Raw genomic sequence first — 14,565 nt, 5'->3', positions numbered from 1 at the left:
TGTGTTCGGGATCTTCGTTCGGCTCAAATCCAGAATCAGAGTCCACGGAACACCAGGCTGGCATTGACACCCCCAAAACCAAAGCCATTGGAGATCGCATATTCCGTCGATATCTTGCGGGGCGATCCGCCGACGATGTCGATGCCTTCCGCCGCCGAATCCGGCTCCGTCAAATTGAGCGTAGGCGGCGCGAGCTGATCGCGCAGTGCGAGCACGGTGAAAATGGCTTCCACGCCGCCGGCTGCCCCAAGCAAATGTCCTGTCGACGACTTGGTGGCTGATACAGCGGGGCCTCGACCTGTTCCGAATATCGCCTTGATGGCCGCGAGCTCGCTGATGTCGCCTACGGACGTGGACGTCGCGTGTGCGTTCAAGTGCCCGATCATCCCGGGTTCAAGATTCGCTTGCCGGATTGCCAGCTCCATCGCGCGTCGCCCGCCGGCGCCGTCATCGGGCGGAGACGTCATGTGGTGTGCGTCGGCGCTCGTGCCATAACCGAGTACTTCCGCGATCGGCGTGGCGCCTCGCTGCAATGCGTGCTCCAGGTCTTCGATGACGAGCATGCCGGCGCCTTCTCCCATGACAAAACCGTCTCGTCCGGTATCGAACGGGCGGGATGCCTGCGCGGGATGATCATTGAAGCCGGTGGACATGGTTCTTGCCGCGGCGAACGAACCCAGACTGACTCGATCGATGCAGGCCTCGGCCCCACCACACACGGCAATATCGGCTTCGCCGGCCCGAATCAGGCGCGCTGCGTCGCCGATGGCCTGTGCGCTGGCAGCGCAGGCGGTCACCGGTGCGCCCAGGGGGCCACGAAAGCCGTGACGGATGGAGATATGGCCCGCTGCCATATTGGCAAGGAAACTGGGAACGGTAAAAGGAGAAAGCCGCCTTGGTCCGCGGTTATCCGTGATTCTGACGGCGTCCACGATCGCGCCGAACCCGCCCACGCCAGACGCCACGATGGTTGCCGTCCTTTCGCATGCTTTTTCGGATTCAGGTTGCCATCCGGCTTGAGTCAGGGCCTCTTGTGCCGCGGAGAGCGCAAACAGGCTGAACCGGTCCATCTTCTTCTGGTCCTTGGGCTCTACCGCGAGGTCCGGATTGAATCCCCATGGACAGTCTGACGTCAACATGGGCACCACGCCGCCGACCTTCGATGCAATCCCTTCCGTGACGTCGCCGGGCAAACCGGCCAAGCCTGAATACCCCTTCAGGAGACGGTTCCATACCGATTCAACGCCGCATCCCAACGGCGAAACGATACCCATCCCAGTCACGACGATACGTCTCGTATTCAAGCGATGCTCCCCTTTTGACTGACGAAGAAATGCCGCCAGCGATTGGCGTAATGCGCCATCTGGCAATGCTCGCAAATTTCAAGAATCGCGGAAATTGCTTGCCAGTATAGGCATTGGGCGGGTGAAGAGCTGGCGCATCGTGCCAATCGATATGCAGAATGCGCCATAATAGGCGAATCATGAACCTGTCCCGCCAAAGTTCTCTCACCGTTTCGGCTCACTTCCTGCACGGGATGCTGCGCACCGTTCGCACCCGTCACGGAGAAGACGTGGCTGCACAGCTACTCGCAAGCGCCGCTATTCCGCAGTCGCTTCTGAATCAGCCGGATGCGCGAATCACACGCCAGCAATACGTCGTGCTGTACAAGACGGTCGCGGCGACGCTCGACGACGAGATGCTGGGACTCTGGTCCAGGCCGATCCGGGGCGGCACGTTGAAGTATCTGATGCTCAGCCTGCTGGATGCGCCTACCGTGCTGGTCGCGTTCAATCGGTTTGTTCGTTTCTGGAATTTACTGCTGGATGACTACCGGCTGCAGATTTCGACGAAGGACGATCTGGTGCGACTGGCTCTGGTGGAAAGGACGCCTGATACGCAGGTCACTCCGCTTGGGCACGAGTTGATGATGAAGCTGGCGCACGGCATCGCATCATGGCTGCTAGGCAGGGAGATCATCCTGCACCGGGCCGAGTTCAGTTTCGCCAGGCCGAGGCACGTCGAAGACTATGCATTCCTGTTCCCCGGAGCGGTGCACTTTGATGCCGGGATAACGAGCATTCATTTCTCGTACCAGGATTGTGCCGAGCTGTTCAAACGCGAGAAACACGAGCTATGGGCGTTCCTGAAAGGCGCGCCGGGGGTCTGGACATTCAGCGCATTTCATCATGGCTCCATTGTGGCCAAAACGCGCGAGTATCTTGAGCGGAACATAGCGCAGCCGCTGACGATTCAGGGCATTGCGCAGGCGCTGCATACTTCCGTTCGCACGCTCAATCGCCGATTTGCGGAAGAAGGAACACATTTCCAGCAGGTGAAAGACGGGGTGCGACGGGATATCGCGGTCGATCGGCTGACGAACTCGAACACGAGCGTGGCAGTGCTGGCGTTTGATCTTGGCTTTTCCGATGCCACCGGTTTTTGCCGCGCCTTCAAGCACTGGACCGGCAGTAGTCCTTCTGACTATCGCAAGGACACCCGTCAGGGTGAGTGACAAGAAGGAGTTAAGTCTGACTATATTTTTAGCGACGTTGAACGCCGTGTCGAACGGCTGGAATTGGCCGAGCCGCGCCTCATGCGAAAAGCATACGCGGCACGTGCTTCGAAACACTGCGCGTGGCAGCACACGACATCGGTTCGCAGAGGCTCTTCGGATTTGCCGACAGCAGTCGTCCAACATAACCGTGCGAACCACTCAGGAACCCGAACCAGCCGCTCATGTGGTAGCGGCGATGGTTATTGCGTCGTGCTCCCGTTGCGCTCGCATACCAGGGCTGCGATTTCTGGGTCCAGATATGGTAGTGAGTGACGAACCCGGTCCAATTCTGAATCGGTCACCGATCCGCCGCAGGCCGCCTAGCGTCGGGCTCAGTTCGACCCACAGGGGACCTTCAGATTTGCCGAAAGCTGCCGTTCACATAGCTTATAGGCTGCTCCGACGTATAAGATCGGTCGAGGCGAAAATTCAACACTCTGACTCGCAGCAGCGACTCAGAGTTGTCTTGGAGTGGGAATCCTCTTGAAAACAATCGTAAAGCGCTTCCTGTTAGCGCTGATCGCCCTGATGGCTTGCGTTCGTGGTGGAGTTGCGCTGGCAGAAACCCCATCTGACCAGTCCTTTTCTCCTGATCCAAAAATCCAGAAAATTGCGGAAGCCTACTCGCTAGACGCCGTCGACTTCTCCGCGAAACAGTTTGGAATAAAACTCGACTGGTCGGACGCGAGTATTGCAAATGTCGAAAAGGCCTTGGCGCAAATGAGTTCATCCTACGTCAGCACGAGTCCCAAGCCAACGGACGAACAAGTCATGTCATTTGCGAAAGCCTACGGAAGTTACGTCGGAGAGGTGTATCGCCGCAATCATGGTGGCGAGTGGGGTATGGTCACCCTTGGCGGAAGCCGATTCCCGGGTCTGCGAACCACCTCAGGTTCCAGCTTCTGGCCATGGGGACGAGTATTCAATCGGATCACAAAGGGGACGGAGGACAACATCGCCGACTACTACGCGGCCCTATTGAAAAGGTAGCGGACGGCGCATCCAGTCAACTTGGTCTTGAAGGTGTCAACGATTCAGGCCACGACGTCGAACGTCCGAAAGTGGCCGAAATTAGGCGTTTGCCCCAGAGCGCTGTCATTGCCCGCTCATTGTCAGAGAGGTGGTGGAGTTATCACCAAGCTCGCATCAACCCCGCGGCGACGGGCCTTCTCGACGCACTTAAGCCAGTCTCCCCACGCGGCGGGATCGGCGGTTGTTCCATCTGCAAGCAGGCTTAAATCACCTAGCATCGCGCCCAGATCGTCAGATCTCGTTCGCTGGTAGAGCTCGACGATGAACTCAAACATCGAAAGATATGCCTCTTGAAGAGTCAGGCGATCAGTATCTGTAGTCATTTTCTTTCTTCGATCCCGTCGTCATAGGGCCGCTCCAAGCAGAGGGTAATCGCCGGATGGTGGATTGTCGGCGATTCTGGTCAACCCGTCGAACGTCTCTTTTTGGCCGGCTGCTGTCTCACGCGATGAACACAGGCGGCGCGTGCTTTGAAATGCTGTGGTCGACAGCATGCGAATCGGCCTGCGGGACAATTTCTCTGAAGCCAGGACATCGGTTGCTCAATTAGGATACGGGAGATCGATACGTCACAAAGTGCTCATCTTTTGTCGCGACGCAGAAGCCGAGGTTCTGATAGAACCGCATTGCCCCTTGATTGCACAAAAAACAAGACAGCGTCAATGCCCGGCCGGACTCGGACGCGCGAGACAACAACGTTTGCATCACTTGCCGACCAATCCCGCGACTGCGATATTCCGGTTGCAGAAGCAACAACGACAAATGAACTTCCTCGATCTCATCCTTTAGCGCAAGATACCCCGCCGTTACCGATCCTAGGGTTACCGAAATGAAATCAGGATCGCGATAGGACATGTTGAATCGCTCTTGCTGGAAGTTCTCGTCCCAACCGAATGTCTGGTCGATATGTTCGTGAAGCGAGAGTTTGTAGAGCGCGAATAGCGCTTGCCTGTCAACAACGCCTTCAGACATCGAGCGTAATCGAATTGCGCAGGCGTCAGAGGTATCCGGTCGTAGTGTGATACTCATCGTGCGGCATCAACTGAACGTGTAGTAGATGCCAATTGTCACCGATTTGGACCCATTGGTCGACCGTCCGCTCCTGGCCGCGTGCCGTGTCATGCAATCGGCATACGCAGCTTCAACCGCGCCAGGCTGCGATCGGCAGCGCGCGACCCACAGGGGACCTACGGATTACCCGGAAGCGGCCATTCATGCCGACCAAAGCCGTACAAAGCAAGCTACGGCGATCGACACCCTCCTGGGATGCGCACTCGTCGATATCAGCGTCGGTCCATTGACGCGATCCACTTTTTGGACCGAACTCCCACAAGAAGCAGGAATGCAAAGCCAGCGGGCCACCAAACGATAATCCGATCCTCACACCTGGTCACGTAGACAGTTTTGCCGTGGTTATTAAACGGGACGACGTTTCCGGTCTCAGGACGGGGATTCGTTGGCGCACTACCGGATGTGGACGATACCCAAAGCCACACAGAGACAAGCAGTACCGCCATTCCTCCAATAGCAATCTTGACAACAGCGATCAACCATTTCTTGTTTGTGCTCATGGCTTGTGTAAACGAACAATGGATCAGTGACCACTGCGGCTCGCGTCGAATGCAGTGTTGAGGATTCGCTTGGCACGGGAAAGGCCGGAAATTTACGGTGACGCAGCTCCATCCGGACAAGCTAATCGATCAAAAACGCAGCGGGTATCTCTGATGGTCATCGATTTCATCCGCGCTCTGTTTGTTGCGACCTTGGGTCAATTGTTGACGATCCGGGAGTCGAAGTCGAACGGCTCAAACTGGCCGAGGGTGTGTGGAAACTCCATTTTTTCCGCCGCGGGCGAGGTTGCCGGTCGGGTTGATCAAGTTAGATGCGTCGAACTTGCGCTAATCGAACATCGCGAGCGCGAGAAGCCCCTCAGGGCTTCAGCTTCCAGCCATCCTCATCGCCTTCATCATCCCGGCAACCCCAAGTATATTCATGACGCGCTTCAGGTTGTACGCCAATACCTGGAGACTCATTTCGGTGCTCACTCGTCCGAGCGCCCGGGTCAGGAAGTGTGTGGCACCCATCCAGTGTTTTAGCGTGCCGAATACATGCTCGACAGTACTTCGGCGGATCGTCATCGCATCGGGTTTGCGGTCAAGCCGCCGCTGCATGGCCTCAAGTATATGTTCGTGCTCCCAGCGTCGGATGCGGCGATAGTCGCTGGGCGAACATCGTTCCTTGAGGTGGCAACGCGGGCATGCGCTGGGCCAGTACACCTGCAGATTCATGTCATGCTCAACGCTCATGAATCGAAGAATTGCGCGCTCGCCGGCGGGGCATCGATACTCATCGTTTCTTGCAACGTAGACGAAGTCGCGCTTGGTAAAGAGCCCTTTCTTCCTTGATGCCGAGGTGAGTGGTTTCGGAACATACGCCTTGATCCCTGCCAGTTCGCACGCGCGGATATCCGGACCGCTAAAGTAGCCCCGGTCAGCCAGTACCTTCAGCTTCGGCTTGCCCATCGCCCTCTTCGCCGACACAGCCATCCTGCAGAGTTGCCCGTGATCGCTTCCGACATTTGTCACGTCGTGTTCGACGATCAGATGATGTTTCGTATCCACCGCGGCCTGAACGTTGTAGCCGACCGTGCCGGTTCTTTTGCCACCACTGGTCATGGAGCGGGAATCCGGGTCGGTCAGCGACAGTTGTTTGTCCGGCTCGCTCTTCAACTGCTTCTTGATCTGTTCGAGCTCACGCATCCGCTGACGCAAGAGCGCGATCTTCTCGTACAGGCGCACTGTCTTCACATCGAAACCTGTCGGACTGATCCGGTCTGCGGTTTCGATCATGTCGAGATATCGCTGGACGCTTTCCTCAATCTGCTGCTGACGCTTGTCGATCTCGCCAGCAGTGTAGTTTCTGTCACGGCTGTTCACAGCCTTGAACTTGCTGCCGTCGATTGCCACCATGTCGCCCGATAGCAGCTTCAGTCCGCGACACGGTTCGACAAAACGACGGCATACGTTGCGAATGGCCGGGCCGTTGTCGCGGCGAAAGTCGGCGATCGTCTTGAAGTCTGGCGCCAGACGTCCTGTCAGCCACATCAGTTCGACATTGCGCTGGCATTCGCGTTCAAGACGCCGGCTGGAGGGTACGCGGTTCAGATACCCGTAAATATAGATCTTGAGCATCACGACTGGGTGGTAGGACGGGCGGCCCGTGCGCGCCGGTGTGGTACCGTTTAAACCAAGGTCCGTCAGGTCCAGTTCGTCGACGAAGGCATCGATGACCCTGACTGGGTTGTCCTGGCCGATGTAGTCATCGACGCATTCCGGTAGTAGTGCGACCTGCTTGCGGTCATCGACTTCAACGAATCGCTTCATGAGTCACCCGGTCTCCATGCGTTAATTCAGTTTAGGCGATGAGTGCGTTTCCACACACCCTGGGCCGGACTGAGACCTTCGTCAACCAGCGTTTCTGGTTAATGTAGCGCGACGCCCAGCCACGCTTCCCGACCTGAACCAGCGATATCTTTGTGCGGCACGGCTGGTGACAAACTCCTTTCGAATTCGCCACGCCGCATGCATCACGATGGGGGCGCCACAGCCACGCGAAGTGACAGTTTTAATGCGGTCTACGGGACCCGGGGATGCCAGCGCACTGCGCAACTGATGACCGCCTTCGGGAACCGATGCCCGTAATAGCGCAACTTGGCCTCGCCTGGGATTCACGCGCAGAGCGCATCACGCTGCAACAGCGGATACGCAATCGCACAAACATGCGAGTGAATCCGTTTCAGGTCACGCAGCACGTCCAGATGCAGTGAGCTGGACGAAAGGCTGTCTGCCCTGCCCTCGCGCAGACGGACCAGATGCTGGTCGGCCGCGCGCCGTTCCAACTGACGCACGACGAGTTTGTCCTCCAGCAGTCGCTCAGCCGTCTGCGGATTGCCCGACACGAAAAGCGTCTGCGCCCGGTGAAAACTGTCGACCACCGACTGGTGCAGCGCGAGCAGTTCCGTCGTGCCTTCTGCCGAAAACCGGAGCTTGCCTTTGATTTTCTTCTGCGCCAGCTCCATCAGGTTCTTGTCCACGATATCGCCGATGTGTTCGAGGTTGATCACGAACGTCATGATCGCCGTTGCACGCTGGTCGTCGACGTCGCTCAAATGTTCGCGCGTCACATCCGTGACATACAGCTTGATCGCCTCGTGCAGCCTATCCACGGCGTCGTCCCGCCGCGTGAGATCGGCCACCGAGCCACGATCGTCCGCCAGCATCACGGGGATGCTGCGTTTAAGCATGTCCTCAACGATGTCACCCATATGCATGACTTCGCGGGTCGCGCAGGCGAGCGCTTCAGACGGCGTACCCAGCACCGATGGATCGAGGTAACGCGGCGCGTCCGGGTCGCTTGCCTGGGGGGCGTCAGGAATCAGGCGTTCGAGCAATGTCGCGACCGGTCCGATCAAGCCGATGAAAACGACGGCTATCGTGACGTTCAGCCCGGTGTGGAAATCGGCGACCAGATGGCCCCGGTCTCCGGGCAGGCCGTCGAGCAGTCTGGCAATGGGTCCCGTGATCGCCAGCAGGCCGAGACAGACGCCGCCGCGCAGCAGCAGGTTGCCCGCCGGCAGGCGTTTTCGGCTGCTGTCGTCACCCTTCGCGCCCGCGAAATACGGATTGAGAGCGCTGCCGATATTCGCGCCGAGTATCAGCGCCACCACGCTGGCCATCGGCGCGGCATGCGAACTCGCAAGCGACATCACGAACAGCACGACCGGTGTGCTCGAATGCGCTGCCCATGTCAGTAAGCAAGCGATGGCCGCATTCAGCACGGGCTCGCCAGCCAGCGCGTCGAGTACCGTCCGCAGCGCCGGTGCGGCCTCCGCCGGGCGCATCGTCTCGACGAGCATCGTCAGCGCGAGCAGCATGAGTCCGAGGCCAATCGATGCGCGGCCGAGATCGCGGCTTTGCGAGCCTTTGCCCTTTTCGAAAAGGGCCATGCCGATAACGAGGCACGCGGGCGAGATCCAGCTGAGATCGAGCGAAAACGCCTGAACAATCAGCGTAGAGCCGACGTTAGCGCCAAGCATGACGGCAAGCCCCGTAACGGGCTTCATGAGGCCGCGCGCGGCGAACGACGTGGCGATCATACCGGTCGCGGTGCTGCTCTGGAGTGCACCCGTTACCGTCAGCCCCGCACAAAACGCGTTGAAGCGGTTGCCCAGACTGTTCGCCATGAACTGCCTGAGTGTGGCGCCGAATGCGCGCATCAGGCCAGACTCCACCATGTGCAGTCCCCAGGTCAGCAGGGCGACGCCGCCGGCCAGGTGAAGCAGGATCGAGATCACGTTATTCTCCGCGCGTTTGTGGGTTGGCCCGGCCGCATCCGCCTATCCGAACAGTTCAAGGATCCGCCAGCCTCTTTCGCTGGCAACGCGCCTCAGCCGCTCGTCCGGGTTCGTCGCGACGGGATGGCTGACGTGCTCCAGCAAAGGAATGTCGTTCGCCGAGTCGCTGTAGAACCAGACGCGTGCAAAATTCGCGAAGCTCTTGCCTAGCGATGCAAGCCACGCCTGCGTGCGTGTGATCTTGCCTTCCCGGAAACTCGGCACGCCAACCCACTCGCCCGTGTAGCGCCCATCCGGCCGATCACCGTCAGTGGCGAGGTCGATCGCCAGGAGATGATCGACGCCGATCGCACTCGCGATCGGCCCCGTCACAAAGGAATTGGTAGCCGTTACGATGCAGCACAGGTCGCCCGCGTCGCGATGATGCTTGACGAGTGCCAGCGCCTCGGGCCGCAACGCAGGCGCGATGATCTCGCGCATGAACTGCCCGTGCCAGTCGTCCAGCTGTTCGCGCGAGTACAGGGCAAGCGGCCCGAGCACATGGCGCAGGTAGGCATCCATGTCGAGCGTGCCGGCCTGGTACGCGTCGTAGAAGCGGTCGACATCGTGCGCATGTTGCTCGCTGCCGGGCACGCCAAGCTTCACAAGGAAGCGATTCCATTCCTGGTCGCTGTCAAGCGGCAGTAACGTGTGGTCGAGATCGAACAGCGCAAGATCGCGAGTCAAGTGAGAGTCCTCCTGGTGTTCGTTCAGCGTCATTGCATGCCGAGTGAATGCTTGACCGCAGTCACCCCGTTGCTGCCGTCGAACGCCGTGACGCCGTCGAGCCATTGGTCGAGCACCTGCGGGTGCTCCTTGAGCCAAGCCTTGGCGACTGTGACCGGGTCCTCGTGGTCCATGATCGGCACCATCAGCCGGTTCTCCATGTCGGTGGTGAACTGCAGGTTGGCCATGAACCGGCCGACATTCGGGCAACGCGCCTGGTAATCGGTCGGCAACACCGTGAAGACCTTGGCCGATCCGTAGTTCGCGCCGAACACATCGTCGCCGCCGCTCAGGTAAGTGATCTTGTACTCGACGTTCATCGGATGCGGCTCCCAGCCGAGGAACACCACCATCTTGTGGTCCTTGACCGCCCGGCCGACCTGCACCAGCATCGCGGCCTCGCTCGATTCGATCAGCTTGAAGCCGCCGAGGCCGAACTGGTTCGTATCGATCATCTTCTGGACCAGCGCGTTGCCGTTGTTGCCCGCACCGATGCCGTAGATTTTGCCGTCGAGCTGCGCCCTGAACTTCGCGATGTCGGCGAAGCTTTTGAGGCCCGCGTCGGCCGCGTAGGAGGGCACCGCCAGCGTGTACTTCGCGCCGACGAGATTAGGGCGCTCCAGCACCTTGACCGCGCCGGCCTGGACGAACGGCACGACGGTCGACGTCATGCTTGGATCCCAGTAGCCGAGGAAGGCGTCGATCTGCTTTTTCTTGATCCCCGCGAACACGATCGGCGGCGACGCGATCGTCTTGGCCGGCTGATAGCCGAGTCCCTGCAGGAGCGCGGTCGCAACGCCGGTGGTGGCAGCGATATCGCTCCAGCCGACGTCACCGAACGTCACGCTGCGACAGGTTTCCGGATCCTGCGCACGTGCTGCGCTGAGAAGGCAGAGGGATGCGAGACACGTACCCGCAAGTTGGACAACGCGTTTCATCAGGCTGACTCCTTAAGGGAAAAGTCGGTGCAGAACAACGGACGCCCATGCTTGCGGACCAGGTTGGACCGGGCTCGGCGCGGCTGGAAAAGCGCATATTTTTAAATCCGCAAAAATACATATTTGCAAAAATATACACAGAGAGCATCCTAACCGCGCTGCAGCCTCCATCAGCATCGCATTTCGGACACGGATCATTTCACGTGCGACATCAGCGCCCTGCGATGACGGTCGCATGGCGGTCGTCGGTCCCGAGGTAGCAACCTCCGGTGCGCGCTCCAGGCGCCGTGCCTTTGTCGGGGACGCAGCAGAACACGGATAGAGCACATCAGCGACAGGCGATCGTCGCCAAACGCCCCCTTAGGTACCCTTTGCTTGCGATACGCGCGATCCACCCGTAGGCGAACCGTTCAGTTGTTCATCGCTGGCAAACCGGATTTCTGTCCCGCGAAGCCCAATGCGTGATAGGCGAGGCTCGTTGGTGAGCGTGCCTTTCCAGATAAGGCTTTTCTAAGGTCCTTCAGGCGGGTTGTGAGTTGCACCAACCAATTCGATGCCACATTGCTCTCGGGCAGCGTCGATAAATTTCACGTCCGAGTCTGCGGCCAGCCTCTGGCACCCAGCAGGGTCCCCCGGCAAAAACACGAAACCCACTTTTCCAGCATGGAAGAATATGGCCATAGCCCGCGTGCCTTTGTTGGTGGCGAGGAGCGTATATCCATAGCGAGCGGACGATACCTAGCTGTCAGCGCTCGGAAACCAGCCTTACTTTTTGCAGTCCCATCCCCGCCTGCGGGCATCGCTTGGGTCGCCGGTTTTGATGCAGGCGACGCCGGACCCTTGGCGCCGTGCCGTGCGGGTCGCAGGAAGATTTCGAGTGCAGCAATCCGCTACATTTCAATGCACGCAAGGTGGAAACGGTATTCGTACTCCTGGCCGACATTGGTGTTTTGTGCTGCGTCGCAAGATTCAGAGCCCCGAATGTCTGTCGACGGACTCATGTCGACCCGAAGCGGTCAACCAACTTTCTCGACAACGGACGTTCACGCAAATTTTGTATCGCGCGTCGTGAACCAGTCGGCAACGTGTTCAATCGCTACGTCGAGTTTCCCTAATACCCGAAAGCTCAATTCGGCGATCTCAGCAGCCGGCGGCTTCAGGTCCGGAACGATGACGACTGCCATACCGGCACTAGCAGCGGCGTACGCGCCGTTATCGCTATCTTCAAAGGCTAAACAAGCATCCACCGGCACGCCCAGCCGATGGGCTGCAAGTCTGTAGACCGCCGGATCGGGTTTCCCATGATCGACTTCGTCACCACCAGCGATCGTCTTAAAAAATTGCAGCACGCTTACACGCCCAAGGCGCGATCTAATCTCATCCACGGGAGATGAGGACGCCACAGCGCATGGAATGTCTGCTCGCGATAACTCAGTCAGCAGCGCTCGTGCTCCAGATTTCAGCGGAAATATCGGATGCACGGATGGCCTGCTCAAGTGCTGCCGGACTCGCGCCAGCGCCTCCCGAAATGTAGCCGCCCCACCGAGCAACTCTGTCAGGATCATTTCGCATTCCGTAGACGACCTTCCGACAATCCGCAGATAATCGCTCGCCGACAATGCGATCCCAAGGCCCAATCCCACCGTGATCCACGTGTTCATGATCGCGCGCTCTGAATCGACCAGCAGGCCGTCCATGTCGAAGATCGCCGCTGAAAAGATCATCTGCCTCACTCCCTGTACTCCCGTCGAGAGACCGCACTGTATCAAACGCAGCGTTGCAAAAGCAGTCTCCGGCGGTCTATTGACATGAAGGCCTCATGGTTCGCGAAACGAAGATCGATTCCGGCCGGAAAAGTTACAGACCACGCAGAAGCTCCGGCAGCGACGTCAGTTCGTCGATGATGTGAGGCGGAACCTGGAAACGCCGGGACGCCAACTGCACATGTGCCCACGGCCCACGGCGTATGAAAACTGGAACCATGCCGGCTCGGAGCGCTGGTTCAATATCGTTGTCGAGCCGATCACCCACGTAGGCGATCTCTGACGGGGCAAGTCCATTTGTCGCGGCGATCACGCGCTCGAAAAACTCCGGGGCGGGTTTCTCCACATGCCACGAAGCAGACGACGCCACGATGTCGGCTGGAACGCCTAGCTTGCGCAACGCCTGCTCCGCTTCAAGGGGTTGATTTCCGGCGATACCAATGAGCACGCCGTCATTTTGCAAACGTGCCAAACAGGGTATCGCGTCGGGGTAGAAATCATTCGGTGTGATCGAATAGGCCTTTCCTTGCATTCGGCGTTGGCGGTGCAATTCCGAAAATTCGACGTCTGGTCGAACAATCTTGAACACAGTTCGATGATGCTCCCCGCGCTCGATGACGGCGCCTAGTGTGGCAAAAAATGATAGGTGGGACACGCCAAGATAGTCAGCCCATCCGCCCCAATCACGACTTTCATCGATAAGGGTTTCGCCGACATCAAAGAACACGGCTCTAATGGTCATAGGTGGCAGGTGAAGTTGAACACTGGGGCGCTGATTGACGATCTATGCAGCGTCGTCGAACGGCAGATATTGGGCCGAGTGCCGTCTCATGCACCGGGAAAGCGCGCATTTAGATAGTCGTCAACCCTCATCAACAACAACGCGCAGCGCTGCATCGTCGACTCACTATCATGCAATTCCTGACGGTCGACGACTACGAACTCTTGAATACTTGAACCGGCCGGAAACTGCTGCCAGGTTAGATCAATGTGGTACCAGTCATCGCCGACACGAAGCGCATTCCAAAAATGAACGTCTGTCGTTTCGCCGGTACAGACTTTCCCTTTTATGATTTCGGTTTCGGGGTAGTAGTGCTGCACCACACGTGACGTTGGATAGCACTGCCCCAAGGCAAGATTCTCCGCTTGTTCAACCTCTAAGTATGCGGTTCGTTTGTCCCAAGAGGCGGCTAGTGCTTCGCGAAGGCAAAGCATGAAATCCGGGTTGCGCATCATAGTTAGATCCGATCTATCGTACTGCGCCAGCGCGCCTTCGAGAAATTACCCCCCGATCATCCAGTGGAGAGTCGGCATGTTGTCTGCGGTTCGGATACTCGTGTCGAGCGTCCGCTCTTGCCCGCGCCAAACCCCATCCACCAGCGGTCGCTAGCAGCGTGCACGCACGCAAATGAATGCGGGGGCTTGCGATAGCTCCGAGTGCAGACGTTCCGACACCGCTTGCATCTCGGCGAGCGGTTGGGGTTCGACAAAGCGATCCAATAGCCAGCCGCTTTCAGTCAATCCGTTGAGGATGTCGGAAAGAGGCCGGCGGTAAGCCTGCACGTAGGGTTTCGGCTCACCGAAGCCTGACCAATATAGACCGAAGCGAGAGGTTGTGAAGTATGCCTCTTCGCCACGGGTCCGTTCATCCATCCAGTCGCGCATAGGGTGCGCCATAGAAAACACCAATGTCGCTCCGCTTCGCGCGACTCTTCGGAACTCGCTGAAAACCGGCTTAAGGTCTTCCACGTAGTCGAAAGCGAGCGAACACAAAATCTTGTCGAACGATTGGGCAGAAAGCCAGTCGAGTGGAGCAGCAAGGTCTCCTGTCACAACTTCGACCGGAACTTGGGCACATCGATGGCGTGCGAGTTCGACCATCTGTGGTGTTACATCGAATGCGTGAACAGTTGCGCCGCTTCGCGCGAGATGTTCGCTGCAAATGCCTGGTCCACATCCCGCATCGAGAACATGCAAACCGTTGACATCACCGAGAAGCGACATCGTTGCGGGGCGTTCGTAGAGTGCATTGTGTGGCTTTGTCGTAACCGCTGCTGCATAGCGCTCTGCAAACTCGGAATAGGCTACACGTCCGATGGACTGCGTCGATTCGTTCATGTCTGTCACCCGTTAGCTTCGACGTCGAAGGAGGAATTC

13 protein-coding genes are annotated in these 14,565 nt (G+C 58.4%); 2 read left to right on the top strand and 11 right to left on the bottom strand.

Annotation, left to right across the window (positions count from 1 at the left end):
* Window positions 1-35: 35 nt before the first annotated feature.
* On the bottom strand, window positions 36-1,304 hold the full coding sequence (fabF, locus tag BLQ92_RS18455) for a beta-ketoacyl-ACP synthase II (protein ID WP_090685959.1): 1,269 nt from the start codon (window positions 1,302-1,304) through the stop codon (window positions 36-38).
* Between the two features lie 179 nt (window positions 1,305-1,483).
* Between fabF and BLQ92_RS18450 the strand changes: the two genes are divergently transcribed.
* Window positions 1,484-2,515 carry an AraC family transcriptional regulator gene (locus BLQ92_RS18450; RefSeq protein WP_090685958.1) on the top strand — a complete coding sequence of 344 codons (1,032 nt, stop codon included), beginning with the start codon at window positions 1,484-1,486 and terminating at the stop codon, window positions 2,513-2,515.
* Window positions 2,516-3,040: 525 nt separating this feature from the next.
* Complete coding sequence (locus tag BLQ92_RS18445; RefSeq protein WP_090685957.1) at window positions 3,041-3,547, top strand: hypothetical protein; 507 nt, start codon at window positions 3,041-3,043, stop codon at window positions 3,545-3,547.
* Between the two features lie 122 nt (window positions 3,548-3,669).
* Here the strand turns inward: BLQ92_RS18445 and BLQ92_RS18440 are convergent, their stop codons facing one another.
* The 10 genes from BLQ92_RS18440 to BLQ92_RS18395 all read right to left on the bottom strand — a co-directional run bounded on the left by BLQ92_RS18440 (window position 3,670) and on the right by BLQ92_RS18395 (window position 14,526).
* Window positions 3,670-3,912, bottom strand: a complete 243-nt coding sequence (locus tag BLQ92_RS18440) for a hypothetical protein (protein ID WP_090685956.1) — start codon at window positions 3,910-3,912, stop codon at window positions 3,670-3,672.
* A gap of 223 nt (window positions 3,913-4,135) precedes the next feature.
* Window positions 4,136-4,561, bottom strand: coding sequence for a GNAT family N-acetyltransferase (locus BLQ92_RS18435; protein WP_175772741.1), 426 nt, complete (start codon window positions 4,559-4,561; stop codon window positions 4,136-4,138).
* A gap of 965 nt (window positions 4,562-5,526) precedes the next feature.
* Window positions 5,527-6,972, bottom strand: coding sequence for an IS1182 family transposase (locus BLQ92_RS18430; protein WP_090685954.1), 1,446 nt, complete (start codon window positions 6,970-6,972; stop codon window positions 5,527-5,529).
* A 344-nt stretch (window positions 6,973-7,316) separates the two neighbouring features.
* Complete coding sequence (locus tag BLQ92_RS18425; RefSeq protein WP_090685953.1) at window positions 7,317-8,942, bottom strand: Na/Pi cotransporter family protein; 1,626 nt, start codon at window positions 8,940-8,942, stop codon at window positions 7,317-7,319.
* A gap of 42 nt (window positions 8,943-8,984) precedes the next feature.
* Complete coding sequence (locus tag BLQ92_RS18420) at window positions 8,985-9,668, bottom strand: histidinol-phosphatase (protein ID WP_090686005.1); 684 nt, start codon at window positions 9,666-9,668, stop codon at window positions 8,985-8,987.
* Between the two features lie 29 nt (window positions 9,669-9,697).
* Window positions 9,698-10,645 (bottom strand): choline ABC transporter substrate-binding protein, encoded by a 948-nt coding sequence (locus BLQ92_RS18415; RefSeq protein ID WP_090685952.1) that lies wholly within the window; start codon window positions 10,643-10,645, stop codon window positions 9,698-9,700.
* Between the two features lie 1,043 nt (window positions 10,646-11,688).
* Entirely contained in the window at window positions 11,689-12,369 is a 681-nt protein-coding gene (locus BLQ92_RS18410) for an HAD family hydrolase (RefSeq protein WP_090685951.1), read from the bottom strand.
* Window positions 12,370-12,502: 133 nt separating this feature from the next.
* Window positions 12,503-13,150, bottom strand: a complete 648-nt coding sequence (locus tag BLQ92_RS18405) for an HAD family hydrolase (RefSeq protein ID WP_090685950.1) — start codon at window positions 13,148-13,150, stop codon at window positions 12,503-12,505.
* Window positions 13,151-13,236: 86 nt separating this feature from the next.
* The gene (locus BLQ92_RS18400) at window positions 13,237-13,644 is read right to left on the bottom strand and encodes a YunG family protein (protein ID WP_090685949.1); all 408 of its coding nucleotides are present in this window, start codon (window positions 13,642-13,644) and stop codon (window positions 13,237-13,239) included.
* Window positions 13,645-13,794: 150 nt separating this feature from the next.
* Window positions 13,795-14,526 carry a class I SAM-dependent methyltransferase gene (locus BLQ92_RS18395; protein ID WP_090685948.1) on the bottom strand — a complete coding sequence of 244 codons (732 nt, stop codon included), beginning with the start codon at window positions 14,524-14,526 and terminating at the stop codon, window positions 13,795-13,797.
* Between the last annotated feature and the right edge of the window lie 39 nt (window positions 14,527-14,565).

The sequence above is a fragment of the Paraburkholderia phenazinium genome (assembly GCF_900100735.1).
In the GTDB taxonomy this organism is placed as follows: domain Bacteria; phylum Pseudomonadota; class Gammaproteobacteria; order Burkholderiales; family Burkholderiaceae; genus Paraburkholderia; species Paraburkholderia phenazinia.
The sequence above is the reverse complement of the archived record's forward strand: the minus strand, read 5'-3'. Positions and strand labels throughout refer to the sequence as shown.

Excerpts from the sequence above, each read along its gene's own strand:
- BLQ92_RS18450 (WP_090685958.1), top strand. The coding sequence starts at position 1,484 with ATGAACCTGTCCCGCCAAAGTTCTCTCACCGTTTCGGCTCACTTCCTG.
- BLQ92_RS18440 (WP_090685956.1), bottom strand. The coding sequence starts at position 3,912 with ATGACTACAGATACTGATCGCCTGACTCTTCAAGAGGCATATCTTTCG.
- BLQ92_RS18435 (WP_175772741.1), bottom strand. The coding sequence starts at position 4,561 with ATGTCTGAAGGCGTTGTTGACAGGCAAGCGCTATTCGCGCTCTACAAA.
- BLQ92_RS18430 (WP_090685954.1), bottom strand. The coding sequence starts at position 6,972 with ATGAAGCGATTCGTTGAAGTCGATGACCGCAAGCAGGTCGCACTACTA.
- BLQ92_RS18415 (WP_090685952.1), bottom strand. The coding sequence starts at position 10,645 with ATGAAACGCGTTGTCCAACTTGCGGGTACGTGTCTCGCATCCCTCTGC.
- BLQ92_RS18410 (WP_090685951.1), bottom strand. The coding sequence starts at position 12,369 with ATGATCTTTTCAGCGGCGATCTTCGACATGGACGGCCTGCTGGTCGAT.
- BLQ92_RS18405 (WP_090685950.1), bottom strand. The coding sequence starts at position 13,150 with ATGACCATTAGAGCCGTGTTCTTTGATGTCGGCGAAACCCTTATCGAT.
- BLQ92_RS18400 (WP_090685949.1), bottom strand. The coding sequence starts at position 13,644 with ATGATGCGCAACCCGGATTTCATGCTTTGCCTTCGCGAAGCACTAGCC.
- BLQ92_RS18395 (WP_090685948.1), bottom strand. The coding sequence starts at position 14,526 with ATGAACGAATCGACGCAGTCCATCGGACGTGTAGCCTATTCCGAGTTT.